The sequence below is a fragment of the Paenibacillus sp. HW567 genome (genome assembly GCF_000374185.1).
GTDB lineage: Bacteria > Bacillota > Bacilli > Paenibacillales > Paenibacillaceae > Paenibacillus_AQ.
In genome coordinates, this window is the sequence record NZ_KB910518.1 from 552,233 (window position 1) to 577,918 (window position 25,686).

Sequence of the window (25,686 nt, forward strand, 5' to 3'; positions counted from 1 at the left end):
TGCTTTATGAAGCCCAAAGTGTCAATTATTATTCCTTTTTACAATTGCCCTTATATTGAACAGGCGCTGCAAAGCGCCGTGGCCCAATCCCTGGAGCCTCATGAAATCATCGTGGTTGATGACGGTTCTACCATGCATACGGAACGGATAACGCCATATCTGCCGCGAATCCATTATCTGGGAAAAAGCAACGGCGGCACCGCCTCCGCACTGAATCACGGCATCAGGTATTCGACGGGCGATTATGTAGCCTGGCTAAGCTCGGATGATATGTTCTATCACGACAAGATCAACAACCAGGCGATGTTCATGGAACACAACCGGCTGCTGATTTCTTATACCAATTTCAACTATATTAACGGGCATTCTCAATTGACCCAGATGAATGTGGTCACGCCATTTCCAAGCCATCTACACTATTTGCACAGCTATTTGAACGGCAATCCGATTAATGGCTGTACCGTAATGTTCAAGCGGGAGCTGCTCAGCGCGATCGGGATGTTCGACGAGGGACTGCCTTATACTCATGATTATGATCTGTGGTTCCGTGCCGTTCTGAACGGGTATCCGCCGATTCTGCTGAATCAGACCTTGACCGCCTACCGGCGGCATGAGGGTATGGGAACGATTAAGCATCAAGAAGCCATTCAGGCTGAAGCAGCGGCAACCAATGCCCGCTACAGACCTATGCTCCAGTCCTTGATTGCCTCAATGGGAGGCTGAGCGTAATCAGGCACCATTAAAAGAACCTTCAGCTTGACGTTCTCCGGAAGCTGAAGGTTCTTTGTTTATCCTTCGATTTCTCGCTGAACCGGCTGCCGCCTCTGCCAGAGAACGGCGTAGCCGTTGCTGCTTGTTACACATTTAGTATATAGAAAAATAATTCATCATCTGACGAAAAGCGTCCGCATATTGCCCTGCACCGAACTGGGACACCATATGGCTGCGGCCCTGCTCCCGGAGGGCATTGCGCAGATCTGTATTATCCATCAGCTCCAGCGCTTCACTTACAGCAGCATTAACATCGCCCAGCGGATAGAACTTACCGGTAACATTATGAATAATAAAGGCCCTTACACCGTCGGAATCGGTGCTGAGTACAGGACAGGTACAGCAGACGGCTTCAGCAACCGCATACCCAAACCCTTCCGTAATCGAGGAGGATAGCAGGAATCCGCCCGAACATGCTATGGCTGAGTAATACTCGGGCATCAGGTGATTGGGAAGATTGGTAAAAACCTTCAGCCGGTCTTGCAATCCCAGGTGCGTAAGTTCGGCATCGAATTGCTGTTTCTGCTCCTCTGCGGCAAGCTCCGGATCATGGAACATCCACAGTTGCAGATTCGGCTTAGTATAGAGAAGCTGATGGGCGATTTTCAGGTATTCACTCCAATTTTTATTAGGCTCCAAGCGGCCTATCCAGGCAATAACGGGATCACAAGGGTGATCGACGTGAGTTAGCTGAAATGACTCAACATCTACAATATTAGGAATGACAAAACGCTGCAGCCAAGGACAAAAGCTTGTAAACAGCTCCAGCAAATGATTTGTGGGCGGAATCAGTACCGCATTGCTGTAATTGCGCAAGAAGGGTAGGGCTTCCAGGACCAAATCTTGTGCCGCACTGCGGATTCCAAGGCCCTGGGCTTCGTAAATCAGTGGACCGGCGAATCCCAGCCGGCGTAGACGTTCGAGCATCAGGAAATCCGAGGTAACAATAATGGCATCATACCTGTGCATATCGAGTACTGCTTTGATATCATCATCCCCGGGAGCAATAAACACCGGAAAAGCAGGCTCGTGCTGCATGGCGGAACCCGGCATAATATAAAGAACATGACACTCAATACCGCTGCGCTGAAGCTTCTCGCACCGCAGCTTGTTCAGCGTTTCTACCCCGCCGCTCGCTACATAAAACGTAAACAAAACCCTCATGCTCATCCCTCCTGATTTCCCCTTTGGAGAAACACCGGTGCTCCTTGCAGAATACGGTCTGATGTTTATAGGATACGGCGAAATCCTCTTATCCGTGACGATAACAGGCGCCGGTACCAAATCCTTTCAGCATAGCCTAATGGGATGGAGGCCATCCTAATGACTGTTACGCTCTACACATTACAACTTTAGAGATGGAGGATGAAACATGTTGCGATCGAAGATCAGCCTGTCGGTCTCTGCCGCGCTGCTTTTGGGTATGGTAACTATTACAGGCTGCGGTGCCAATAACACAGCAATGGGGAATGTTCAGACCAAAAGTGTACGGGGGATGCATGACGGGCGTCTGAATGTAAAAGCCGTACCGGGGACGAATGTAAACAACTTCGATTCTATGGAGATGAGCCAGGATCTGGCTAACCGGATTGCGGCAATGCCGGAGATCCGTTCTGCGCATGTAATGCTGGCCGGAAAAAGCGCCTATGTAGCTGTAGCCCTCAATGAAGCCTCAGCAGGGACGCATGCGACAAGCATCACCGGCCGCCCTTCGCACCTGAACAACTATACCGGAATGGGCAGACCTTCTGGAATCCTGCCGGGTACAAGAGGAACAGCGACAACACCGGGAGTAACCGGTATGGGCAACCCTTCCGGCATGCTGCCGGGCACAAGAGGGACAGTGACGGGAACACCTGGAATGACCGGTATGGGAGGTTCAATGACGGGAGTTCCCGGACAGTATACCGGTAGAGGAACAGTTGGTGGAACAGGAATGGTTACCCCAACCCCTGGAACCTATGTGGGGAATAATACCGTCGATGGCCGCCATTTGAAGCATGATCTTGACGTAAACATGGGGACCGCGGCCGGAACTCGTACCATTACACCTAATAATACCATTGCTCCATACAGTACCAATAACGTGACGCACAACGATCGGGTTACCACTGAATTGAAGAACAAGATTGCTGATGAAGTGAAAAAACATCACAAGGGCATCGACAATGTCTACGTGTCGGCGAATCCCGATTTCGTGCAGCGGGCCAACTTCTATGCCGATGAAGTCCGTGCCGGACATCCGCTGAAGGGCTTTGCCAATGAATTCCGCATCATGGTGGAGCGTATTTTCCCTACGCGCAGCGGGTATTAACCGCTGACCTTGACCTGGGATAGTATTCCTGAGAAAGTTTGGTTTTATTCTCAAAAACGCAGCCGCCCTTCCGGGATAACCGGCAAAGGATGGCTGCGTTTTTAAGTTCTGGCATAGGGTTTGTTATTAAGAGGGTTCAGCAATTTTACGCCCGCCTATCCAGACTCCGCGCAATTCAAGTGCGTCATCCAGCAGCAGGACATCTCCGCGTTTTCCGGCTTCCAAAGAACCGGTGGTCCGCTCCATGCCAAGCGAGATTGCCGGCGTCAGGCTGGCGGCACGGGAGGCTTCCTCCAGACTAAGGCCAACCTCCTGCACCAGATAACGGTAGCCGCGAATCATCGTAAGCGTGCTTCCTGCCAGAGCTTCCGGGTTCTCCTTCAGTCTGGCAACACCGCCCTGGACCAATACCGGAAGATCGCCGATGGTGTATTCACCATCGCTTAGTCCGGTTGCTGACATAGCGTCTGTAATCAGTATGAGATTATTGGCGTTTTTGAGCCGGGACAGCACAGTGATTGCTGCCGGATGCACATGAATGCCGTCGGCAATAATCTCTGCACGGATACGCGGATCGAACATAATGGCACCTGCTGCGCCCGGTTTACGGTGATGGAGCGGGGTCATGGCGTTGAACATATGGACGGCCTGATTCAGTCCGGCATCGGCTGCGGCAATAACCTCTTCAAAGGTAGCATTCGTATGTCCGAGAGCCGCCGTAATTCCATGCTTGCGCAGCCATAGAACAGCTTCCAGCGCGCCTTCACATTCCGGGGCCAGTGTAACCTGACGGATGATTCCGGGGTACTGCTCCTCCCATTGCTCCAGCCAACCGATATTGGCGGGAACAATATGTTCCGGGTTCTGCGCACCCGACCATTTCGGGCTAATGAACGGGCCTTCCAGATGCAGCCCTGCGAGCTGGGCATAAGGCATCCCGGCGGTGCGGAAAGCATCTACTTCAGCGATAACGCGGTCGATAGACTTTTTGTCCGCGGTCATTGTGGTAGCCAGCATCGTTGTTGTCCCCTGGGAAGCGTGAAACCGAGTAATGCTCTCCAGGGCTTCTGCATCTGCGTACATGAAGTCATGGCCGGCTCCGCCATGCACATGCACGTCAATAAATCCCGGGATCAGCAGGCCGCCGTTGTTCGCTGCTTCGCCTACAGGCCAGTGGGCATAGGCTTCAGGGAGCCAGGCGGCTTCTCCGGCATAATGAATGGCCTCTTCCGACAGTGCGACAACCCCTTGTTCAATCCAGCCGGCGGGGGTCAGGATCTTTCCGAACAGCAGCTCGCCAGCGGTGCTGTTCGTGTTGTTTACTTCAGCCATTTTGCCGCACCTTCATCCAGGAGCACAACGACATTCGGATGGCTCTGCAGCAGAGAGGCGGGACACTGTGTCGTGATCGGTCCCTCCAGCGCATTCTTAACTGCCTCAGCCTTCTCTTCGCCGCGCACTAACAGTACAATCTGCCGGGCCTTAAGAATACCGCCGATGCCCATCGTTACCGCCTTGCGGGGCACATCCTCCTGGCTGTCGAAGAAGCGGGCGTTCGCATCCAGCGTTTCTTGCAGCAGATCAACGACGTGTGTGCCGCTGCTAAGGCTGGCATCCGGCTCATTGAAGCCGATATGGCCATTGCTGCCAATGCCGAGAAGCTGCAGGTCCACCGGACCGCCTTCCTCCAGCAGCTTATCATAAGCCAGACACTCAGCGTCCAGATCGGCCGCATTTCCGTTAGGGACATGCGTCTTCGCCAGCTCAATATCAATATGGTTAAATAGCTGCTCATTCATGAAGCTGCGGTAGCTCTGCGGATGATCCACGGGCAAGCCCACATATTCGTCGAGATTAAAGGAAGAGGCTTTGGCAAAGCTGACAATGCCCTTGCGGTGCATCTCCACCAGCTTGGCGTATACACCGATTGGCGAGCTTCCTGTAGCCAGGCCGAGAACCGCTTTAGGATTGCTCTGCAGCAGACTGACAATCAGATTTGCTCCGGTCTGTGCGAAATCCTCATCGTTTTTAAATTTTAAAATATTCATTATTATTGACCTCCCCGTTTATGCCGATAATGTTGGACATTCAAGTAAGACTGCTCCAGCTTAGGGATAAAATCTCCAAACCGCGTGCTGACCATTCCGGTGAACAAAATATCAATAATGTGGAGCTGTGCAATCCGTGAAGCCATATCGCCCCGCCGCATGCCCTGCTCCAGTGAGGAGGAGAACAGCGGAAGGTCCGCCAGTGTGGACAGCGAGCTGCTGCCATAGGAGGTCAGCGAGATGGTGGACGCCCCGCTGGCTGCGGCACAGCTCAGGGCATCAATCGTTTCGGGGGTTTCCCCGGAATAAGAGACCGCGAACGCAACGTCGCCTTTAGTAAGCGAAGAAGCGGAGGTGATCTGCATGTGGGAATCGGCAAAGGCAGTACAGTTCACGCCGATGCGGACCAGCTTCTGATAGAAATCCTGGGCTACGATGGAAGAGGTCGCCATCCCGTACAGATCGACCCGCCGCGCCCGGCACAATACATCAATGGCGCTCTGCAGCCGGTCAAGGTCAAGCAGCGAGGTTGTGTCGCGGATCGAAGCCAGATGATTCGCCTGCATGGCCTCGACAATGACTGAGAGCGGATTGCCTGCGACAATATCCTGGTAAGAGGAGCCGCCAGCCTGCGGAGAACTATCACCATGGGCGATTTCCGCCGCCAGCTTGACCTTGAAATCCGGGAACCCTTTGAAATGCAGAACCTTGCAAAAACGTGTGATCGTAGCTGGGCTGACTCCGCACTGCTCCGCCAGCTCGGTAATGCCCATATGGACGATTTCCCCGGGAGAGGCCAGAATACGCTCCGCGAGCTTGCGTTCCATTTGCGAGAGCTTGGACTTGTCATGCTCTAGAGCATGCAGGATAGGAGACAAAAGCCCCACCTTCTTTTCTCCAAATATGAAGTAAAATTATTTTTACAAATAATACAATATAAAAGAAAATTATTTTCATAATCAGAATAAAACAAAACACTGGAGCTTGCAAGAGGGACTTTTACGAGAAAGCTGGGAATGTGAGACCGGTATTTCTCAGGGTAGGGGAACAATAGTCCTTGCAGCAAAAAAAGCCTCCTTCAGCTAGCAGCGGAACTGTGGTCCGCAAGCCTGAAGGAGGCTGGTTAGCTTTACTAGTAGATCGCCAGACTTTAAATATTGGAGTTCAAACGATTCTCCGCCAAATGGATCAGGGTTAAGAGATCACGCCGCGGGCGTATCAGGCCCCATGAACAGAATTATCTCCTGATCGGAAGGGTCTGCCCATGTGTAAAGGACTGAGTCGCTCTTATTTCCACTGGAAGTCATTTTTCCGCAAGTGAACGGACTCAAGAGCCTTTAGAGGTGTACATTTACCAAAAAAACACCTTACAAAGAGGCGATAAGCGCGTTACGGTCCGTTCCCTTGGCTAAATGTATCTCTTTGGGGAAAATAAGGGCTTTACGGTCCGCAAGGAACAGGAGGATTGATACAACTAATCCCTCTCTCCGAACCAACAAAGGGCCGTCCTAAGCCACAGATTTAGAACGGATGCTGTACTATTAAATAAAAAGGGGGAATCCAGATGTTCCGCCTGAAAAACAGGCTTATCCGGTTGTACGCGATTTGCCGGATGCTCTGCCGCGCAGCAGCTCCCAGAGAATAAAGATCAGGATAAGAAGCTGTGGCACCAGTGTTTCCCAGGTCGGATACAAGCCCAGCCAGCCTACGGCTGGCAGTCCTCTCTCGGAATGTGCAGGCAGCTTGCCCGCCACCTGAAGCGCGTGGATACTCTCGCCAAGGAAGCGGAACACCAGATAATAAATCAGCACGGTTGCTGTACGGAAGAAGGCGGAAATCGGCAATCTTGCACTTAGGGCGATAATGGCGTAAGCCAGGATGATGAGCACCACTAGCGCGCCGCCGATCCCGAGCAGGAGCTGAGAGACTGCAATTGAAGGAGCCATCCCTACATAGAAAATCGTTGTTTCCGCCCCTTCACGCAGAATCGCAATCAGAGCTATGAAGAACAGCGACCACAGATTACCTCCAGCCAAAGCGCCATCGACCTGTCTGCCCACATAATTATTCCAGGCGGCAGTGCTCGACTTGCCATGCAGCCAGCGGCCGATGGTCAGCATCATCACCACGGCAACAAGCCCGGCAATGCCTTCAATCAGCTCGCGTGCTCCACCGGAAGCCGCTTTGGAGAGCGTAAGGCTCAGCAGGACAGCTAGCCCGATGCTGCCGGCAAGACCGGCTGCTGCACCGGACCAGACCCAGCGCTGTGTTTTGGGTGTGCCGTCTCGTTTAAGATAGGCCAGCAGGGCAGCGAGTACAAGGATAGCTTCCAGTCCCTCACGGAGCAGGATCAGTGCGGCATCCCAGGCCGTATAAGTTGTATCCCCGGCCAGCGGTGTCAGCTCGGCCAGCATATTGTCCATGGCCGAGAGCGCCTGTTCAAGCTTAGGCGGATTGGAGAGGAGGTCTCCCGTTACCGCTGCGCTTTCATTCTCAATATTGGCATAAACCTTGGGCGAAGCAATCTGTACCTGTCCCTCGGCCGAAGGCCAGACGGAGATGAATTGCTCCATAATTCCGGCCGCCCCGGCGCTGTCACCGGCCTTTGCGGCCGCCAAGGCTTTGTTCAGGTAGCCGATGAGTCCCTCGATGGTTGCAGGTTCAGTTGACACGTTCGCGGTATCAACCGCTTTGCCTGCGCTGTAATCCGCCAGCAGTGTATACAGCGCTTCCGCTTCCGCCAGCGCCGCATCCTCGCGCCGAGGCTCGGCCTGCAATGCGATGCGCAGCAGGCTCATCTTCGTCTCCAGCAGTCCGTAGACTGCCGGATTGTCCCCCCGGATGCCGCGCTCTACCGGCTTCCATCCGCTGACAACGGCGCGGTACGCTGCCGCCGCCGTTGTCCACTCGGCGCTGCGCGCCGCATCCCGCACGCGCTGCGCAGCGGGCAGCAGCTTCGCCGCCGCGTTCCGCCCGGCGGCGGCTGTATCCACGCCGCCCGTGCCGGAGGCGGCGTTCACATACGCGTCCACGCTTCTGGCGAGCGTGGACAGCGCGGTTTTGGCGGGCGTGCCGCCGCCCGCCGCCAGGGTCTTCGCCGCGTCTGCGAGCGCGGCGTCGACTTTGGCAGCCGGACCGGCGAGTGCCGGGTCCGGCGTGCCTTCGTTCGCGGTGCGCCACAGCGCCGCGAACGATTCCACATCGGCGGCGGCCGCGTCCCAGCGGCCCTGGCCGGCTTCGACGAGCGCGCTGCCGACCGGCGGCAGCAGCTCGTCATGCGGCGGCCCTTCCGCCGCCGCGATAGCTGCTGGCCTGCAGAGCAGCAGCAGGAACAGGCAGCCGAAGAGTACGGCTGCCTGCAAGCCCCGGCGCTTCGCCAGCCGGGGATGCCGCACCGCCCCCTGCTCCGGCGTGCCGCAATCCGCCGTCCCCATTGCTGAATGCTCATCCGGCTCTAAAAGCTTAAGCGGCGCGCCGCAATCCGCCGTCCCCATTGCTGAATGCTCATCCGGCTCTATACGCTTAAGCGGCGAGCCGCAATCCGCCGTCCCCATTGCTGAATGCTCATCCAACTCTAAATGCTTAAGCGGCGCGCCGCAATCCGCAGTTCGCATTGCTGAATGCTCATCCGGCTCTAAATGCTTAAGCGGCGCGCCGCAATCCGCCGTCCCCATTGCTGAATGCTCATCCAACTCTAAATGTTTAAACGGCGCGCCGCAATCCGCAGTTCGCATCATTGTACGCTCAACCAACTCCATACGCTTACGTTGCCCGCTGCAATCCGGAGCAGCTTGCGCCTTACGTTCCTTGAACTGCAAAAATAATAACATCGGGGACCTCCTTTTAACTATAGCCAGGCAGCCGATCACGGATTGTTCCTAAATGATCTATTATTTCCTTACTTGCCCGCTTTTTCGTATTTAGAAAATAATGATTTTTCTTTTTGTAATGAAGTAAGGTGTACACACAACTAGGAAAAAGAAGCCCAAAGTTAATCCGCTGAAGGACGAAATTGCCCGGAAACAACGGCAAAAATGCCGTTGTCCAAGCCCTCGCGCCCGTCCAACCCCGCAACAACGGCAAAAATGCCGTTGTCCAAGCCCCCGAGCCCGTCTAACCCCGCAACAACGGCAAAAATGCCGTTGTCCGAGCCCGCGCGCCCGTCTGACCCTGCAACAACGGCAAAAATGCCGTTGTCCAAGCCCGCGCGCCCGTCTAACCCCGCAACAACGGCAAAAATGCCGTTGTCCGAGCCCCCGAGCCCGTCCAACCCCGCAACAACGGCAAAAATGCCGTTGTCCAAGCCCGCGCGCCCGTCTAGCCCCGCAACAACGGCAAAAATGCCGTTGTCCGAGCCCCCAAGCCCGTCTGACCCCGCAACAACGGCAAAAATGCCGTTGTCCAAGCCCGCGCGCCCGTCTAACCCCGCAACAACGGCAAAAATGCCGTTGTCCGAGCCCCCAAGCCCGTCTGACCCCGCAACAACGGCAAAATGCCGTTGTCCAAGCCCGCGCGCCCGTCTAACCCCGCAACAACGGCAAAAATGCCGTTGTCCGAGCCCCCAAGCCCGTCTGACCCCGCAACAACGGCAAAAATGCCGTTGTCTAAGCCCACGCGCTCAACAAACCCCGCGCCGTTTCCCCACCGCTTCTCAGCCCAGCAGCCCCTCCCCGATATAGCCGCCTTCGCGGACGCCGGGGAAGCAGGCAAACACCGCGCTGCCGGTGTGGACCATATATTCGTTCAGCCGGTCGTTCTTGGCGAGCCGCTGCTGGATACTTACGAACTGCTTCACTAGATCCTTCTGGAAGCTGATGAACAAGAGACCTGCATCCAGTTGTCCTGTGGTCAGGTCCATTCCGCTGGAATAGGAGTAGGAGCGGCGGAGTATTTTTACCGTACCGTCGCCATGTGCGAGGGCGGAATGGGAGTCGGGTGGGATGACCGGTTTGCCTGCTGAGTCTGCTGCCTCCAGGTTCAGCTTGGCGAATTCGTCGGTAGCTCCAATGGGAGCGCCGCTCTGCCGGTGCCGCCCGAAGGTGGATTCCTGATCGCTCAATGTGGACCGGTCCCACACCTCAATGCGCAGCCGCACGCGGCGCACGGCCATGTAAGTGCCGCCGTTCATCCAGGCGGGGCCTTCGCTCCCGCTCCAGACAACCTTGCGCATCTCGGCATCGTCCGTGACGTCCGGGTTGCCTGTGCCGTCCTTGAAGCCAAGCAGATTGCGCGGCGTGGCCCCTTTAGGGTCGGCAGCGCCTGTACGCTGGAAGCCTTCCTGCGTCCAGCGCAGCACGGCTGTGCCGCGGGCGATGCGGGCGAGATTGCGGATGGCATGGAATGCCACCTGCAGATCATCGGCGCAGGCCTGCACACAGAGATCGCCGCCGGACCACTGCGGCTCCAGGCTGTCTCCCGCGAATGCCGGGAGATCGGAAAGTGTGGACGGACGCTGCGAAGCCAGCCCGAACCGTCCGTCAAAAAAACCTGGCCCCACCCCAAAGGTCAGCGTGCACTTGGACGGGGTAAGTCCATCCGCTTCCCCTGTGTCCGAAGGAGGGAGATTAGGGTTATCGTTGACGCTGCCGATCAGGCTGCCGGAGGTTAAAGCTGCGGCGGCTGTAGTCCATGCTTGCAGCAGCTTTTTCACATCTGCCAGCTTCGTTGCAGTGAGGTCAAACGCTGCGAAGCAGAGAAAATTTTGTGCGGGTGTCAGAATACCCGCCTGATGAGTGCCGTAGAACGGAAGGCTGTCAGCACCCGAAGCTTGCGGAGGCGCTGCCGCCTGTCCTGCCGCCAGAATACCGCCCACGCTTCCGCCGCCCAGCAGCAGCCCGAGGCCTGAGGCGCCGGTAAGCCGCAGCATCTCGCGGCGGCTTAGTTTGTGATCAAAGATTCCAGTGCTCTTGTTGTCGTCCTTAAGAAGAGGCTTCTTTTTCATCCCGGTCACACTCCTAGAATAGTCCCCATATTGGACAACGGCTCAGCCAAAGCATCCAGATTCTGGCTTAATGTACGCACTTGGTCTTCCTTCAGCGTTTCATAGGACACATAACCATCCCCGGATTTAAATGGGGCCAGCTCAGTCAGCAGCGCATCGAACCGTTCCCCGATGGTCTTTTCCAGCTCGGGATCTTTTTTTGCCAGTTCAGGCTTCAGCAGCTCATAAATTTTTTGCGCCCCTTCCACATTGGCCACAAAATCATACAGGTCCGTATGAGAGTAACGTTCTTCCTCACCGGTTACTTTGGAGGAAGAGACCTCGTTCAGCAGCTCTACTGCACCAGTAACGAGCAGGCTGGCGTCAATTTCCACAGTCTCCACCTTGGCCCGCAGCAGTTGTGCATCCTTCAGCAGCTTATCCGCTACATCGGACATGCCTTCTGTAGTGTTGTTTTGCCACAGCGCCTGTTCAATCTTATGGAAGCCGCGCCATTCGGCCGGATCTACATCATTTTCGCGGGCATCAATATTGGGGTCCAGATCTCCAAGCGCTTCGGCAATGGGTTCAATCCGTTCATAGTGCATGCGGGCCGGGGCATAGAGTGCCTTGGCTTCATCAAGCTTGCCTGCTTTTACAGCAGTGGTGAAGGCTTCGGTTTGTTTGACGAACTCGTCGCTTTGCTGGGTGGCATAGGCGCGGTATTGTTCGATTGCGGCTGTGAAGTCAGCGGCGGGAGCGGTATTGGCACTGCCCTCGGTAGCAACCGGAGCACTCGTCACGGCACCGGCACTTTCTGAGTTGCCACCTTTATTGTTGGTATTGCCCGCACATCCGGTGAACAGAATCGAAGCCGCAAGCAGACCGGCAGGAACAGCATAACTAAATTTCACTAAAAAACACCCCTTTTTTGTGTATGTAAATGATAATCGTTATCAATTATAGGATTTATCATAAATGCCCGTACATAGGCTGTCAACACAAAAATGTGATTTATATCATAGCTATACCGGCGCAACAAAAAACCTCCCATAATCGGGAGGCTGCATCACAACTGATACCGCTGCTTAGCTGAAAAACTAGCTGAATTTGATCATACTCTGGCATTCAATGGCATGAGCAGCCATTACCGGCAGGCAGTGCCGGGGTTTACGGCAACGGTGTAATTCATCCGCTTAAACTGTAGACCGCTCGATGATCCGATGCTCCAGCTTACGGTATACCGGGCAATGGCTGCCGCCGTTAATCTGCTCATGGAACATGCGGAAGGCAGCCGCCCCCATCTCATAGAGCTGATTGTCAATCGTAGTGATTTCCAGCAGCCGTCCGATCGGCTGGTTGTCGATACCCATCACCGCCAGATCCCCCGGGATGCTCATGCCGTGCTTGCGGGCTTCAATGATAAGACCTGCGGCGATATGGTCGCCGGCAACCATCATCGCCTCCGGCCGTTCAGGCATTGTTAGCAACTGCTGTGCTATTGCCGCTCCGCTCTCCTCATTCACACAGTCAAAGATCATCCATTCTTCATGGAAGGGCAGACGTTTTTCAGCAAGGAACTCATGATAAGCGGACTGGCGAAAAGAAGAGCTGCTGCCGTTCTGTCTGCCGTCACAGTAGCCAATTTTGCGGTGTCCCTTGTCGTACAAATACTGCAGGCCATGACGGAAAGCGGCATAATGCTCAGTATATACGGAAGAGTAGCCGTGTTTTCCGCTATTTTGGCAGGTCACAATCGGCCCGTAAACAGTATATTCTGCGATGATCTCAGGCGTTAGCGCTGTTGAGACGATGACCACACCGTCAATCTCCTTGTTGCGCAGCATGTCCAGCACCTTAAGCTCCTCTTCGCGGGAATAGTTCGTCTGGCACACAATCAGCCGGTACTGGGCAATCAGCGCCTCATGGGCCAGCCCTTCCATCACAATCGAGAAGTAAAAAGAATTGATATAGGGAAGAATCACCGCAACCGCTCCGGTGCGGCCAGTGATCAGATGAACGGCGTTCATGTTGCGCGTATACTTCAATTGTTCTATAGTTTCTAGGACAACGGCCCTTTTGTTGCTGCTGACATAAGGATGGTTATTCAGCACGCGTGATACGGTGGTTACGGAAACCCCGGCAATGCGGGCGATTTCTTTAATGTTGGCCATCGGCGGCGGCGCCTCCTGGTGCAGTAATGATATGGCTTTATTTTACCACACTGCCCTTTGGGAAACTCTCACAATAAAAAGCTTGCTATGGAATCCATTTCATAAAATACACTGAAGGTGCAGCAGCATTACCGGACTAAACCGGCGTAACCGAGAAGGGCGTGACGGACCGGTAAGCTGCGCTTGAATACCGCCGGAAGGCGGTTTTTTTGCTGTATATGCCTGATGAAATGCTCCGCCTCCAGCCTCCGCCCATTTTCATGCGGTGACCGCACCATTGACATTCCCTCTACATAGTATGATTTGACTGTATCCCTTTACCTTGTTATACCAAACAAACCCAGGGCAAGGAGGGGTGACACCATTGAAGGGGAACGAACATCACAGCAAATTCCTGTTGACGCATCGCGAGCGCGAAGTATTCGAGCTTCTTGTACAGGACAAAACAACACGGGATATTGCCGGATTGTTATTCATCAGTGAAAAAACCGTCCGCAACCACATCTCCAACGTCATGCAAAAATTAAACGTAAAAGGCCGTTCGCAAGCGGTTGTCGAGCTGATTAAGCTTGGGGAGCTGAAAATTTAGCTGCCGTGCTTCGGAGTGACGCGTTTAAGCCTTCTTTTGCCCCTTGGGGCGAGGGGAGGTTTTTTGTTGCGGGGAAAAATTTTAAACGTCTAATTTTTATGTTGAATTGTCATGGTATCGAAGTTCACCTTACATATGGCTCTTATCATAAAAACAATATGCTTAAGAATAATGGAAGTGAGTACGGTGATTGCCATTATATGGTACAGTGTGGTTAGTAAGGCCTAGCTTCAAATGGAGGAAAAAACGTGTCATCCCCTTTAACAGAAAAGGTTCTGCAAGCAGATACCGCACGGGAGATCAACAGGGATTTATCCGTTGGTCTCTTTGCTGTGGAGACTGAAATAAATGTCACATCGCAATCTCCTCATGTGTTATATCTATATGAATTGCAGAAAGGAGATCAACGTGGATTCTATTGAAGACAAGATTAGAAGAATACAGGCCGGAGAGGCCTACCTGTTCTCGGATGTGATCAGATTGTACCAGCAACGTATCTACCTCTATTGCTTCCGGCTGCTGAGCAGCGAGGAAGAGGCGAAGGATGCCGTGCAGGATGTCCTGATCAAGGCGTATCAGAACATCGGGCAATTCAAACCGCAGGCGAATTTCAGCTCATGGCTCTACAAGATTGCTTACCACCACTGCCTGAATCAGTTGCGGCGGCAGAAATTTCAGCTCCAGCTCCGCAAGCTGCTCCGGCAAGAGGTGGCGGTGAACAGCGCTGAACAAATTGTTGCGGACCGGCTGTTCAGCGAGCCGGTCGCGGCTGCTCTGGAGAAGCTGAATGTGGAGGACCGGAACTTGTTGTTTCTGCGTATTTATGAGGATAAATCGTTTGCGGAGATCGGTGAGATTCTGGGAGTCAGCACGGTTACGGTGCGCAAAAGGTATGAACGCACCAGAAGCAAGCTAAAAAAAGTGATAGAGAGAAGGGAGAAGCAATTATGGGCAAGAGTGAATTGACACCGGAGGAGCAGTTCTTGAAGGAGGGAGACCGGTCTGCCGCTTTCATCACCGTTGATGTTCATGACCCGGTGATGCAAACGCTCGGGCTTGGCGGGACCTTCCCTGCTGCAGAAGCGCAGTCACCTCAGCAAGACAGGATGGCGCCCGATATTATGCGCAGAATGGAGACCGAGGCCGGAATGGGGCGGAGCCGGAAGCGACGGGTTTCTTTGCGAGTATGGGCGGCGGCACTCCTTGTTATTGTTCTGCTGGGCGGCGGCTATACCCAGTTTTCCGGTGAACTCCGGCAGGGGGCCCAATTTCAGTATAAGGTGCTGCCCTATAAGCCGCTTCAGGCAACGAAATCAGGCGGTATGATAGAGAAGGCGAAAGAACCCTTGACTCTCTTGCCGGCCCAGGTACAGCCGAGCAAAGAGAATAAAATCTACAGTATGAAAAATTCAAAGGGCTACAACACCCTTGAGAAGCTGCTGCTTCCTGGAGAGTATGCCACCTATTTCATCACACGCGGGAAAGAAGAACCTTATCTTGGCATGTACCGCCCGCCGATCACGTTCAAGGACTATGCCGCCTATAAGACCAGTGTAGAGAAGTACAACGCTCCGATAGTGAAGCAGCCGGGGTATATGCCGGAAGGGTATGCCTTGGACCAGGCGATCATCAAGCCTTCTTTCATAAAGGTTCCAGATGAGAAGGAGCTTGGAGGCGGAAGCGAGAGAGACCTGGGAGATAACTTCCGGCTGACCTGGAGAGTGGAGAAGACGGAGAATATTGCCTATCTTTTTTCTTCACTGGTGTACAAGAAGGGGGACGTTCAGGTGAGAATCGGTGCCTCACGTGTTGATGACGAAGCTAAACCGGCAGAAAGCCTGTCGTGGACCAAAACGACAAAGGTGGAGAATATTGAGATTGGCGGCAAGCAGCTCATTTATCTCGAACCCTCCAGCAACGAGAAGATTGACTTGGGGTATACGTATAACCTGATCTGGCCTGACCTGGAAGCGCACATCATTTATCATGTAACGGTTCGCCAGGAGAAATCGGAGTTGACCAAGGATGAGGTCATCCGCATTGCCGCCAGTATGATGAATTGAATGAACTAGACATTACGCTGAGGGCTGCCCCGCTATGATAGATAGCAGGACAGCCCTCATTCTAATCCCTAAAAGGGAAAATTGGAGGAGAAGGTTTGAAAAACGTCGAATATATAATTTTAGGAAAAAAAGGGTAATAGGGTAATATAGAAGATGATTTTTTGGGGGACCAGATGAAGAAGATAATAGCTGTCGGAATGTTAGCACTGGTTATTAACGGTATTATGGGATGTACTTTTGACACGGCAGTTGTACATAGTCTAGGAAAGATCGACACTGATACTGTGGCTTCCCTAAATAAAATAAATAATACAGATCCGAAAGTCATCATTACAGATTTAGCGAAATGGAAACATCCGGTCAAAGAGGTATTCAAGAAAAATCATGTAACGTTAGTAAGAGTGGAATTGACAAATAATAAAACTTACCCAACATTCATTGTGAAATCCCTTGAGGGAATCTCAGCAGACAGCTCGGATTTTCTGTACAGTCTCTCCGAGAAAAATGGATATTGGGATTTCAGAATCACGGATGGAACAAGATTTATTAATGTTTACTGTGACAAAACAAAAAAAATTATAACTAAAGCAGAATCTAACGAAAAAACGATGGATATTGCTACTATAATTTTTCCTGAATATAACGGGGTTTGGCTCGATGTTTCTTTTGCTAATCAAACCGGATATTACAGTAAAATGAATATTAAATTTTTGGAGAATAACCACGCTCATGTAGTACTTGAAAGTTCAACGGATCTAACAGGCACAGCACAAATAGTTAACAATATTTACTTTGACTATAATCAGGAAGCTAACTTCACAGGGATAGATTCATTTGGCAATACCATTAAAGCAAAAATCTCCCTTTATGATGGGAATGTTTCTTTTGATTACCTCTCAAATGATGCTTATAAGGGGAAAAAGAATATAGTTACGGTTGGCTCTGGACGTTTTGTAAGAGAGGCTGAATACTTGAATGTTCAGAAATCCATGAAGATTTTAATAACTAAATATGGTTTTGTAGATAATAGTAAAGGATTCTATATCCCCAAGTATGAAGATGAATCTTTATATTTTGGGTATGAAGGGAAAACAGATGATGGAAGATACAGAATAGGAGTGAGATATTGTAGAGATACTGTTATTTATGCATGGTATCTAGTGGACCCGGATACTAAAGAAGTTGAAGTGGAAAATTATTAACAGCTAATTCAGGGGATCAAGTAACTTGTGTACAAAGTTTATTGAATTGGATTTTCTTTTTTTGAAGATAGTAGTTCTCTAATGTTAAAGCCTTCTTTTGCCTTTAGGGGTGAGGGGAGGACCCACTCAATAATTTGGTAAAAGGAGGAACCTGTGATGAAGTGGCAGCAGGTAAGAGAATTGTTTCCCAACCAATTTGTTTTGCTTTCAGTTCTTGACTACCGTGAAGAAGAAGACAAAAAAATAATAACGGAAGTTGCACCCGTTCGGGTGATAGATGAGAAGGATGCTAACAGAGAGTTTTTTAGTGCCGAACCTGGCAGTATTGTTTATCATACCTCCAATGTAGATTGTGTCATTCATTTGCGAAAAGACCCATTATTGAGGGTGAGACGTAAGGTATGAAGATTGAGTACAATGGACAACTTCTTACAGTTTCACTTGTTGTGTGCTTCCGTGGACAAGCATTGCAATTGAACGATATAATTATTGACACAGGCTCGTCACATACGGTGTTCAGCCCTGATGTGCTTGAGGAAATCGGCGTTACGTATGAAAACGGAGACTCTGTCTATGAAGCCTATGGGGTTGGCGGCACTGTACCGTTTTACACAAAAGTTATGGATTATATTCAAATAGATACGCTTAGGATTGAGCAGATTGAGGTTGATGTCGGGGTCCTTCCAAAGTCTCATAAAGGGTTACTTGGTCTCGACGTCCTGAGAACACAAGGCTTTATTGTGGATATGGATAAGTTAGAGTTTTACTCACCTCATTTCACCGATTAGCTCTGCATGTTTCAAATTGCACCTTGAGCGTCATGCAGAAATTAAACGTAAAAGGCCGTTCACAAGCGGGTGCCCTGCCTGATTGAGCTTGGAGAGCTAAAAATTTAGCTGCCGTGCTTCGGAGTGACGCGTTTAAGCTTAAGCCCTTCGATTCGAAATCACTAATTATTGATTTGCCTATGGTCAGCAAAGACGTCCTATGTAATGATTATGCGGGTAGAAGGCATTATTTATGTTTGAACTGGATGAACTTGAACAAAAGATTGATGCTATTACTTTAGAGACCCTATCGCTCCGAATGGAAGTATGATATTTTAGCTCACAAAAAAATCCATATTGATGCTGGACATGGCGCGGTTGGGAAGAAACGAGAGTAATTACCCGCATTTCTGATTACAGTGACAGCTTAATAAATGACTCCATCAGCATTGGAACCTTTGAGGTCAAGCGACCTTGAGGGTTCTTTTTAATTCCCAATATTTAGAATGGTTGATATACTGGAGGAGGAAAATTGGAGAGATAAAACTGAAGAGAATATAAGGATCGGCACTCCTTGGTCTTCAGAGGAAATAGCCCGAAAAATATAGAAAAGAGCGAATAACTATGAACATACAAAAAGAATTGTACTTAAACTTAAAAGGAAATCTCATTTTTGATGAAACAACAGACCTGCGAGACTAAGTCTGACGACCCGTTCGCTGTTGCTCACTTAAGCCTCCTGGGTGTGTGAATGCATGAACGTCAAGTGAGACCTATGCAAGATAAAAGGAAGGAATGAACTGGAAATGTTCGTCTTTAGATTAACTCAAACTTTATTGAAGGATATGAAGATTACTCCTCAAGAGAATGAACCCGATTCGCCGCTATTAAGCTGGCATGCCAATATTATTCAATTGAATAGACGAAAACATGTACTATTTGTCAATGATTTAAGTCGTTTATGTTTGATAATAGACGGAGTAAAGAGTTTTTTCAGTACTGCTACCCAAACAAAATTTGAAAGCAAGGAAGCCCAAGTGAAATGGCTGAATCGAATAATCCACAAACCAATAAACTATGAAGAACCAATACATGTATTTAAACAAGCTATTGCAAGGCAGTACTTTGTAAGAATACTCAAGGAAGATAAGAAATAATGAAAGGATTTAGAATGAAGAGATATATTGAATTTTCTTTTTATCTACCCTTTTTTGATTTAATAGAGGATACAAATGAGGTATTTTGTTTAGAAGAATTAATGAGACAATTAAATATAAGATTTAATATTATGGAATTATATGATCGGTATATCTCCTATGGCGAAGGACCTTGCAGGGCAGGACAGGGAGATGTTTTTGTGTTTTTTACGAAAGATGATAAGGATAGTTTTATATTAATAGATTTGTTTAACGACTTTACTGATCAGCATAACATGGTGAAATTAGGAGTCCGCTGTGAGAGGAAACATGATAAGTGGATAAGGAATATACTTAATAATATACACTCAAGGGCAGAGATTAAAAGCAAAATAAAAGAGAGTGATGATGATTTACTGAAGTCGGAGATCAGCAGCGAAGATTACCCAAAAGAGATTCGTTATGGGGATCAAAAATACATGAAGAACATTTATTATAACACCATATAGCATAACAACGTGTAAAAGTCCAATCTCCTGAACGCCCGGTACATGTTCAAGTCGAATTACCAGTAAAATGGTCGACAACTCAGGAGTCGGTGAATACGAGACAGGAGCAAATCAATATTTTGTAATCGGAGATAATTATAACGACAGTTTGGATAGCAGAATTTTCGGCACGATTAGTAAAGAACAAATTGTTGGGAAGATAATAGAATAATTGATTGAAAATCGAAGATGCCAAATCGTTTATGAAATGGAGTAATGTAACTCGATGAAGAAATTAATAATTACTTCTGTTAGTGTTGTTACACTTTTAAGTTTTATAGTTGGGTGTAAAGAAAATCCTAATAGTAATGAAGCTACTAATAATTCACACATTCCAATAGTTGAGCAGAAAACAACTCCATCAATTACGCCATCAACCAGTATATCTCCAGGTACAGACAAAGAAGCATTGGAAGTGGGAAATATAAATTCAATTATTCCAGCAGGATGGCATATTTTAGAACTTATCAAAGGAGAGCCAGTTATCGCTGAAGGTGATTTAAATAAAGATAGTATTCCAGACATTGCAACAGTAATTGAGAAGAATGTGGTTGATCAAACGGCGTCTCCGAGATCACTTTTAATTGCATTTGGCGGTAAAAATGATACATATTCCATTTCAATAATAGCCGATAATGTCATTTTGAAAGCTGATGAAGGTGGAGTATGGGGAGACCCTTTTGATAGTCTAATCATTGATCGGGGTTCAGTCCTTGTTAGCGATTACGGAGGAAGCAATTGGAGATGGTACAATAAATATAGATTTAGGTACCAGGATAATGATTGGTTTTTAATAGGAGCAACGATGGGAAGTTACTTTACAGGAACAACGACAATTGATAAATCTGACGAAGATGATATCAATCTATTGACCGGAGAATTCATCCAGCGAAGAACCGATGAAAAGGGAAATACAACAACGAAAAAAGGAAATCGAGGTAAAAAAGAGTTGATTAGGCTACAGGAATTCGAATTAGAAAACATGTGAGGATAAAGTATGATAGGGTTCCTTCCTTCGGTTGGGGCAGTGCAGAGCATCAAAGACAAATAATTAATTATTTCTTATTGCAACAGCTTCACGAATATTTATACTTCGGTTACTCAATCCTAATCTGTCCTTGGTGTGGAGATGAAGAATGTGGCTTGATATCAGTTTTTATTGCCTTCCTTTACCCCGGGGTAAAGGAAGGCTTTTTGCTTGCTGTGACAGCGGCCGGCGTAACATCAATGCGGCGCTAGCAGTAAGATATGCATTGTAGTTGAGAATGATTATCGTTAGAATAGGTGTTAGTGAAGAGGCAAGCTTGTCTTGCTGGTTTTGCATGCATAAAGGTTTATGGAAGGTGAAGCGATGCACGTAGAAGAGCATGTTAAGCTTTGGAATCTGGCCTCGATCAAAATATGGGATGTACGGCATAGGGTGTTGCGAGCCGGTGAACAAGTAAATGCTTATCGGCTGCCAGCCAGCGGGTTTTTATATACGATACGGGGCAGTGCCACGGTTACTTTGGATGACACCGCGTACGTTATTGGGAAGATGCAAGTCTTGCATGGAGGCAAAGGAGTATGTCTGGAGATTAGCCTCACGGAAGATTACTTCGAGTATTACTTGATTTTCTATCGGGCTAACTTGTCTTTGTCCAGCAGCCGTGAGAATCAAGCGCTGTTAAGGAGCCATTTGCCATTTCATATTCAGTATGCTTTTGCCCCAAGCTATCCCGTCGTCTTATACGACAAAGTCCAAAAAATAGACCAGTATTGGGAGCGGACAGATGCGCTTGCCAAATTTCAGGTTAAGACGCTGTTCTATCAGTTTATTAACGATTTGATGAGACAGATGAATACGCAGGTCGTTACAACTGTTAAGCCTAATCTGGTCGCTCAAGCGGTTCGTTATCTTCATGAAAACTATGCTCTACCGATTATGGTCGATCCATTGGCTGAACTTCTGGACTGCAGCGCAGGACATCTGTCGAGAAGCTTCAAGAAAGAGACAGGAAGCAGTCTGATCGCATATTTAACCCGGATTCGAATGAACAAAGCAAAGGAGCTGTTGTTGCATACGGACGTTTCCCTACAGGAAATTGCTGAGGGTATAGGCATCCCGGATGTTCTTTATTTTAACCGCTTATTCAAAAAGCATATAGGTGTGTCGCCAGGCCGTTTCAAACGGGATTATACGGGTCTGCCAGCGAGTCAGGATAATACTATGGTGAAGTCAGAATTGTCCATTGTCAGGCATAAGCTTCGCGGTTATATTCGTATTGATGATGATAATCATTATCAATATAGAAGAGAAGGGGACTCACGCACACCTATGAAATCGAAACAATCCTTTCCGATGCTTTTGTTGCTTAGCTTTACGCTATTATTGTCTGCTTGCTCCTCCTCTCAGAATACTTCGACAGCAAGCGGAAATGGACAGAACAGCAGCAATGTGCAACCAACCGCTGTTGTTCAGCCAACCGAACAGCCGGCAGTACAGGAGAGGGTGATTAAGCATGCATGGGGAGAAACCGTCATTAAGGGCGAACCTAAGCATATTATCTCATTGTTCCCGGCCGCGACTGACTATTTGCTTGCACTCGGCATAGTACCGCAGGCGGCATCGAGCAATGAAGAAGGCAGCGATCAGTTTCCTACTTACCTGGCCGACCGACTGAAAGGAAAACAAAATCTGGGTTGGCAAGTGGAGCCGAATTTCGAAAGTATTTTAGCCGCAGATCCGGATCTCATTATTGGTCAGGATTTCATGGGTGATTCCTTCGAGAGTCTCAATAAAATTGCTCCTACCTTGTTTGCGGAGAAAGTCAAGGATGAGCAAGGTATTATTCGCATGAAAACGAGCCTGCTCAAAATGGGGGAAATGCTAGGGAAGACGGAGCAAGCCAAGCAGGTTATCAAAGAATATGAGAAGCAGGCTGCAGAGGCTCGTGAGAAAATCAAGCAAGCGATTGGAAATGAGACAGTAATGTTCCTGCGCTTATCGGATAAAGAAGTCCGGTACTATAGTAAACGAAACTATGAGGTTCTTTATGATGACCTCGCTCTGCAACCTCCCGCTTCTATACCTGATCCGTCAGAATCTATGCAGATTATCTCTCTGGAGTCGTTGCCTTCTATTAATCCTGACCATATTTTCCTCCTGTCATCAGATCCGAAAGAAACAAGTGAATTACAGAAGACAGCGGTGTGGAAAGGCCTGAAAGCCGTTAAGAATAACCATGTTTATGTGGTTGACTACGGTTTGTGGTTCCAAGGCCCGGGCGGCCCCATCGGACAAAGTAAAATTATCGAAGAAGCGGTGCATTGGCTTACCCAATAAGGGAATGCAGCAGGAGGGAGATCAACCGATATGGAAGTATCAGCAATAGAGCTGCTAATTCGTGGAAGAAGAACAATCCGTCAGTTTAATGAACAACCGCTATCGAAAGAAACGATCGTAGATTTGTTGGAAGCAGCCGTGTGGGCACCGGTGCATTCACGTAAGGAGCCGTGGCGATTCATTTTATTTATGGAAGCGGGAAGGAAGCAATTTGCTGATGCAGTGCTGCATACGTTCTCCAAGGACGAGCTGGAGCGCTGGGGACCGAAGCTGCAGAATGATTACTGCGAACGTATCCAGGCCCATCTGCTTATTGTTATTGAGGCTGATCCGAGACAACGGGAATGGGAAGACGCTGTGGGTGCAGGCTCAGCCCTTATTCAGAACATACAACTGCTGGCCTGGGAGCAGAAAATCGGGGTAGTGTGGAAGACGAATGAATATAATTTCGATCCCGACTTCTGCAGAATGACAGGCGTGAAGCCAGGTGAGAGAATCATCGGTACGCTTCATCTTGGTTATTTCGATCAGGATAAGATTCCTAAACCCCGTCCTCGTACACCTGCACGTGAACTGTTGACCTGTATCTCGGCCGCAGGGGGAGAGGAGCAGCAGTAATAGCAGCACAAGGCGTCAGGATATAGCTGCTGTGCTTTGGAGTGGCATGTTTAAGCCTTCTTTTGCCTAAGGGCGAGGGGAGGTTTTTTTGTTTCTAACAACATTATTACCCCCTTGCTGAGGAACTGCCAGTGTTTGCGTGGTATAAGGCAACCGAATATACTAATAGTAATTCTTTTGCCGGGCACCGAAAGTGCTCCTAATTACAGGGTGGAGGCAAGTCTACGGCATGGACATCAATGATCTTATTGTTATATGGAATCATGTAAATTGCAAAGTCATAGATATTCGCCGCATCACGATTAGGGCTGGTGAATCCATTCGTTCCTATTATGTGCCTTCGAACCTGTTCCTCATGTCGATACGCGGTAATGCAACAGCTAAGCTGGGACGGGAAGTTTATCGCATGCAGCGATTTACTGTGCTTCATGCAGGTAAAGGTGCTTTGCTCGACATTGCCGCAGGCAGCGAAGGCCTTGAATACTATAGTGTCTATTATAAAGTGAGTGTTAATCCCCCGGTACCCTCAGAGCTTGCCGCACCATTCGGGCAGGTTCACCCTTTGGATTATTCGTACAGCATAACGCCGGACAACCCGGTAGCGCTGCACCGGATATTGAGGGAAATGTTCAAGGATTGGGGAAAACGGCAACCCCTTATGCATCTGCGTGTTCGGACTTTATTGTATCAGTTTGTGCATGAGCTGCTTCATCAAATGCAGATGCACGGTGTAAGCCCGGCTAAGCGGGACCTGGCCGCCCAGGTCGCCGCCATCATCCATGAACATTATGCGGAGTCCATTACGCTGGAATCACTATCGGAAAGTCTGAACTATAGCGTTCCCCATCTTTCCGCCTTTTTCAAAATCCGTACAGGGCTTAGCCCGATTGACTACTTAATCAAGGTACGTATGGATAAGGCAGCAGCGCTGCTGCTTGAAACGGATGCTACACTGAAGGAAATTGCAGATGGCGTAGGTTATCAAGATCCGAGCTATCTCGGTAGAATGTTCAAGAAGTATAAAGGAGTTTCTCCAATACGCTATAGAGAAGTGCATGCTGACAAGAAGAAACCAGAAGATCGTCCGGCCATGATCATGAAATCCTCCATTGTCCCTCCCGAGCCATTTAACTATACTAATGTCATTGATAACGATTATCAGTACCATGGTATTGGAGAGGAAGATTTATTCATGTTCAAACATTCAAGGCCTACGCTGGCATCGGTATTGCTGCTAAGCTTCATTCTGGTGCTGAGCGCATGCGGCACGAACGGTACTGCGGAGACAACAGTCTCACAGCCAAGTCCAAGCGTTACGCAGGCTGCTGCGGAGCAGGCGCAGACCAAAATCGTTAAAACGGTTAACGGTGAGGTGGAGGTCCCCCTTCATCCCAAACGAATTGTCGCCGGCGAGTATCTTGGCAGTCTGATTGCGCTTGGCATTACACCTGTTGGAACATCCGATCATCATATTAAAAATCCTTATTTCCAGGAATATTTAAAAGATGTTGAGAACATAGGGGATGGTAATGGCAACGTAGAGAAAATTTTGTCGCTTGAACCGGATTTGATTATTATGGACGATTTCTACCCTGAGCTAAATGAGCAAATGTCAAAAATTGCGCCGACTGTCGTCGTTCCCTACGCTTCCTTAAAAACAGTACACGAGGAGGTCGCTTATTTCGGCGAGCTACTCGGCGAAGAAGCCAAGGCGGAAGCCTGGCTCAGCGACTATGACAGACGTATGGCCAGTGCCAAAGAAAACGTGTTGAAGGTAATCCCTGCGGACAGCACATTTTCAGTTTTTGAGTTGAGTGAGAAAAGCTGGATGGCTGTCGGAACCAGCTTTGGCAAAGGCGGACAGCCGGTATACAATGGATTCGGCTTTAAGCCTCCAGCGGATATTGCCGCCGCATTGTCCGATCCTGGCTGGGTTTCATTCTCTGCCGAACTATTGCCAAAGTATGCGGGAGACTATATTATTCTAACCTCCGATTCAAAAACATTGGATGAACTTAAGGCGGACTCGATCTGGAGCTCGCTGCCGGCAGTCAAAAATAATCACGTCTTTTTATGGACAAGCGAACGCTCCGGCTACTGGGACCCGATAGCTATTCTGAGCCAGACCGAAGAGTTGGCTGCATGGCTGACAAGCCTCTAAATTACTCGTCAGAGTGATTGTTAGATTCCATTCGGAATCAACACAAGCGA

Annotated in this window: 24 protein-coding genes; 15 read left to right on the forward strand and 9 right to left on the reverse strand. The window is 49.4% G+C overall.

The annotated features are described in order from the left end of the window. Window positions 1–6: 6 nt before the first annotated feature. Window positions 7–723 carry a glycosyltransferase family 2 protein gene (locus tag B212_RS0102700; protein ID WP_019908796.1) on the forward strand — a complete coding sequence of 239 codons (717 nt, stop codon included), beginning with the start codon at window positions 7–9 and terminating at the stop codon, window positions 721–723. Between the two features lie 141 nt (window positions 724–864). Here B212_RS0102700 and B212_RS0102705 read toward each other — a convergent pair whose 3' ends face one another. Then, window positions 865–1,935, reverse strand: a complete 1,071-nt coding sequence (locus tag B212_RS0102705; protein WP_019908797.1) for a glycosyltransferase family 4 protein — start codon at window positions 1,933–1,935, stop codon at window positions 865–867. Window positions 1,936–2,143: 208 nt separating this feature from the next. Here B212_RS0102705 and B212_RS32935 point away from each other — a divergent pair, with 208 nt between their 5' ends. Further along, window positions 2,144–3,085 carry a YhcN/YlaJ family sporulation lipoprotein gene (locus tag B212_RS32935; RefSeq protein WP_019908798.1) on the forward strand — a complete coding sequence of 314 codons (942 nt, stop codon included), beginning with the start codon at window positions 2,144–2,146 and terminating at the stop codon, window positions 3,083–3,085. Window positions 3,086–3,211: 126 nt separating this feature from the next. On the opposite strand, the gene nagA is transcribed toward B212_RS32935, so the two are convergent. The 8 genes from nagA to B212_RS0102750 form a co-directional block, all read right to left on the reverse strand. Continuing rightward, window positions 3,212–4,417 carry an N-acetylglucosamine-6-phosphate deacetylase gene (gene nagA / locus B212_RS0102715; RefSeq protein ID WP_019908802.1) on the reverse strand — a complete coding sequence of 402 codons (1,206 nt, stop codon included), beginning with the start codon at window positions 4,415–4,417 and terminating at the stop codon, window positions 3,212–3,214. Then, window positions 4,405–5,133, reverse strand: coding sequence for a glucosamine-6-phosphate deaminase (gene nagB, locus B212_RS0102720; protein WP_019908803.1), 729 nt, complete (start codon window positions 5,131–5,133; stop codon window positions 4,405–4,407). The genes nagA and nagB overlap by 13 nt, the downstream gene beginning before the upstream one ends. Before the next feature lie 2 nt (window positions 5,134–5,135). Continuing rightward, window positions 5,136–6,011 (reverse strand): MurR/RpiR family transcriptional regulator, encoded by an 876-nt coding sequence (locus B212_RS0102725; RefSeq protein WP_028530574.1) that lies wholly within the window; start codon window positions 6,009–6,011, stop codon window positions 5,136–5,138. 708 nt (window positions 6,012–6,719) lie between these two features. Then, window positions 6,720–8,963: an FTR1 family iron permease gene (locus B212_RS30615; RefSeq protein WP_019908805.1), complete on the reverse strand. Its 2,244-nt coding sequence runs from the start codon at window positions 8,961–8,963 to the stop codon at window positions 6,720–6,722. A 161-nt stretch (window positions 8,964–9,124) separates the two neighbouring features. Then, the gene (locus B212_RS0102735; RefSeq protein ID WP_019908806.1) at window positions 9,125–9,538 is read right to left on the reverse strand and encodes a hypothetical protein; all 414 of its coding nucleotides are present in this window, start codon (window positions 9,536–9,538) and stop codon (window positions 9,125–9,127) included. 246 nt (window positions 9,539–9,784) lie between these two features. Beyond that, window positions 9,785–11,074: an iron uptake transporter deferrochelatase/peroxidase subunit gene (gene efeB / locus B212_RS0102740; RefSeq protein WP_019908808.1), complete on the reverse strand. Its 1,290-nt coding sequence runs from the start codon at window positions 11,072–11,074 to the stop codon at window positions 9,785–9,787. Window positions 11,075–11,079: 5 nt separating this feature from the next. Next, the gene (efeO, locus tag B212_RS0102745; RefSeq protein ID WP_019908809.1) at window positions 11,080–11,967 is read right to left on the reverse strand and encodes an iron uptake system protein EfeO; all 888 of its coding nucleotides are present in this window, start codon (window positions 11,965–11,967) and stop codon (window positions 11,080–11,082) included. Between the two features lie 282 nt (window positions 11,968–12,249). Next, window positions 12,250–13,227, reverse strand: a complete 978-nt coding sequence (locus tag B212_RS0102750) for a LacI family DNA-binding transcriptional regulator (RefSeq protein WP_019908810.1) — start codon at window positions 13,225–13,227, stop codon at window positions 12,250–12,252. A 364-nt stretch (window positions 13,228–13,591) separates the two neighbouring features. Here B212_RS0102750 and B212_RS0102760 point away from each other — a divergent pair, with 364 nt between their 5' ends. The 13 genes from B212_RS0102760 (at window position 13,592) to B212_RS0102820 (ending at window position 25,636) form a co-directional block, all read left to right on the forward strand. Beyond that, on the forward strand, window positions 13,592–13,816 hold the full coding sequence (locus tag B212_RS0102760; RefSeq protein WP_019908812.1) for a helix-turn-helix domain-containing protein: 225 nt from the start codon (window positions 13,592–13,594) through the stop codon (window positions 13,814–13,816). A 408-nt stretch (window positions 13,817–14,224) separates the two neighbouring features. Beyond that, the gene (locus tag B212_RS0102765; RefSeq protein ID WP_156830056.1) at window positions 14,225–14,782 is read left to right on the forward strand and encodes an RNA polymerase sigma factor; all 558 of its coding nucleotides are present in this window, start codon (window positions 14,225–14,227) and stop codon (window positions 14,780–14,782) included. Further along, entirely contained in the window at window positions 14,764–15,879 is a 1,116-nt protein-coding gene (locus B212_RS0102770; protein ID WP_019908816.1) for a DUF4367 domain-containing protein, read from the forward strand. The genes B212_RS0102765 and B212_RS0102770 overlap by 19 nt, the downstream gene beginning before the upstream one ends. A 173-nt stretch (window positions 15,880–16,052) precedes the next feature. Beyond that, on the forward strand, window positions 16,053–17,081 hold the full coding sequence (locus tag B212_RS0102775; protein ID WP_019908817.1) for a hypothetical protein: 1,029 nt from the start codon (window positions 16,053–16,055) through the stop codon (window positions 17,079–17,081). Window positions 17,082–17,237: 156 nt separating this feature from the next. Beyond that, the gene (locus B212_RS0102780; RefSeq protein ID WP_019908818.1) at window positions 17,238–17,486 is read left to right on the forward strand and encodes a hypothetical protein; all 249 of its coding nucleotides are present in this window, start codon (window positions 17,238–17,240) and stop codon (window positions 17,484–17,486) included. Beyond that, window positions 17,483–17,869, forward strand: a complete 387-nt coding sequence (locus B212_RS0102785; RefSeq protein WP_019908819.1) for a retropepsin-like aspartic protease — start codon at window positions 17,483–17,485, stop codon at window positions 17,867–17,869. Before B212_RS0102780 ends, B212_RS0102785 begins: the two co-directional genes overlap by 4 nt. A gap of 824 nt (window positions 17,870–18,693) precedes the next feature. Then, window positions 18,694–19,005 (forward strand): DUF6933 domain-containing protein, encoded by a 312-nt coding sequence (locus B212_RS35865; RefSeq protein ID WP_442950108.1) that lies wholly within the window; start codon window positions 18,694–18,696, stop codon window positions 19,003–19,005. Between the two features lie 14 nt (window positions 19,006–19,019). Further along, window positions 19,020–19,493 (forward strand): hypothetical protein, encoded by a 474-nt coding sequence (locus B212_RS0102795; protein ID WP_028530576.1) that lies wholly within the window; start codon window positions 19,020–19,022, stop codon window positions 19,491–19,493. Between the two features lie 67 nt (window positions 19,494–19,560). Continuing rightward, a complete protein-coding gene (locus B212_RS33605) occupies window positions 19,561–19,704 on the forward strand; it encodes a S26 family signal peptidase (protein WP_084673225.1) in 144 nt (47 codons plus the stop codon). A 54-nt stretch (window positions 19,705–19,758) separates the two neighbouring features. Next, a complete protein-coding gene (locus B212_RS32945; protein WP_019908823.1) occupies window positions 19,759–20,520 on the forward strand; it encodes a hypothetical protein in 762 nt (253 codons plus the stop codon). 363 nt (window positions 20,521–20,883) lie between these two features. Beyond that, window positions 20,884–22,857 carry an AraC family transcriptional regulator gene (locus B212_RS0102805; protein WP_019908824.1) on the forward strand — a complete coding sequence of 658 codons (1,974 nt, stop codon included), beginning with the start codon at window positions 20,884–20,886 and terminating at the stop codon, window positions 22,855–22,857. 30 nt (window positions 22,858–22,887) lie between these two features. Continuing rightward, complete coding sequence (locus tag B212_RS0102810) at window positions 22,888–23,475, forward strand: nitroreductase family protein (RefSeq protein ID WP_019908825.1); 588 nt, start codon at window positions 22,888–22,890, stop codon at window positions 23,473–23,475. Between the two features lie 229 nt (window positions 23,476–23,704). Beyond that, window positions 23,705–25,636, forward strand: coding sequence for an AraC family transcriptional regulator (locus B212_RS0102820; RefSeq protein WP_019908828.1), 1,932 nt, complete (start codon window positions 23,705–23,707; stop codon window positions 25,634–25,636). Window positions 25,637–25,686 lie beyond the last annotated feature (50 nt).

Bases quoted from the DNA above. Each gene is read 5' to 3' on its own strand.
- B212_RS32945 (WP_019908823.1), top strand. From the start codon at position 19,759: ATGAAGAAATTAATAATTACTTCTGTTAGTGTTGTTACACTTTTAAGT.
- B212_RS0102750 (WP_019908810.1), bottom strand. From the start codon at position 13,227: ATGGCCAACATTAAAGAAATCGCCCGCATTGCCGGGGTTTCCGTAACC.
- B212_RS30615 (WP_019908805.1), bottom strand. From the start codon at position 8,963: ATGTTATTATTTTTGCAGTTCAAGGAACGTAAGGCGCAAGCTGCTCCG.
- B212_RS0102775 (WP_019908817.1), top strand. From the start codon at position 16,053: ATGAAGAAGATAATAGCTGTCGGAATGTTAGCACTGGTTATTAACGGT.
- B212_RS0102705 (WP_019908797.1), bottom strand. From the start codon at position 1,935: ATGAGGGTTTTGTTTACGTTTTATGTAGCGAGCGGCGGGGTAGAAACG.
- B212_RS32935 (WP_019908798.1), top strand. From the start codon at position 2,144: ATGTTGCGATCGAAGATCAGCCTGTCGGTCTCTGCCGCGCTGCTTTTG.
- B212_RS0102785 (WP_019908819.1), top strand. From the start codon at position 17,483: ATGAAGATTGAGTACAATGGACAACTTCTTACAGTTTCACTTGTTGTG.
- B212_RS33605 (WP_084673225.1), top strand. From the start codon at position 19,561: ATGGTCGACAACTCAGGAGTCGGTGAATACGAGACAGGAGCAAATCAA.
- B212_RS0102700 (WP_019908796.1), top strand. From the start codon at position 7: ATGAAGCCCAAAGTGTCAATTATTATTCCTTTTTACAATTGCCCTTAT.
- nagA (WP_019908802.1), bottom strand. From the start codon at position 4,417: ATGGCTGAAGTAAACAACACGAACAGCACCGCTGGCGAGCTGCTGTTC.
- B212_RS0102795 (WP_028530576.1), top strand. From the start codon at position 19,020: ATGAAGAGATATATTGAATTTTCTTTTTATCTACCCTTTTTTGATTTA.
- B212_RS0102810 (WP_019908825.1), top strand. From the start codon at position 22,888: ATGGAAGTATCAGCAATAGAGCTGCTAATTCGTGGAAGAAGAACAATC.
- B212_RS35865 (WP_442950108.1), top strand. From the start codon at position 18,694: ATGAAGATTACTCCTCAAGAGAATGAACCCGATTCGCCGCTATTAAGC.
- B212_RS0102780 (WP_019908818.1), top strand. From the start codon at position 17,238: ATGAAGTGGCAGCAGGTAAGAGAATTGTTTCCCAACCAATTTGTTTTG.
- efeB (WP_019908808.1), bottom strand. From the start codon at position 11,074: ATGAAAAAGAAGCCTCTTCTTAAGGACGACAACAAGAGCACTGGAATC.
- B212_RS0102820 (WP_019908828.1), top strand. From the start codon at position 23,705: ATGGACATCAATGATCTTATTGTTATATGGAATCATGTAAATTGCAAA.
- B212_RS0102770 (WP_019908816.1), top strand. From the start codon at position 14,764: ATGGGCAAGAGTGAATTGACACCGGAGGAGCAGTTCTTGAAGGAGGGA.
- B212_RS0102805 (WP_019908824.1), top strand. From the start codon at position 20,884: ATGCACGTAGAAGAGCATGTTAAGCTTTGGAATCTGGCCTCGATCAAA.
- nagB (WP_019908803.1), bottom strand. From the start codon at position 5,133: ATGAATATTTTAAAATTTAAAAACGATGAGGATTTCGCACAGACCGGA.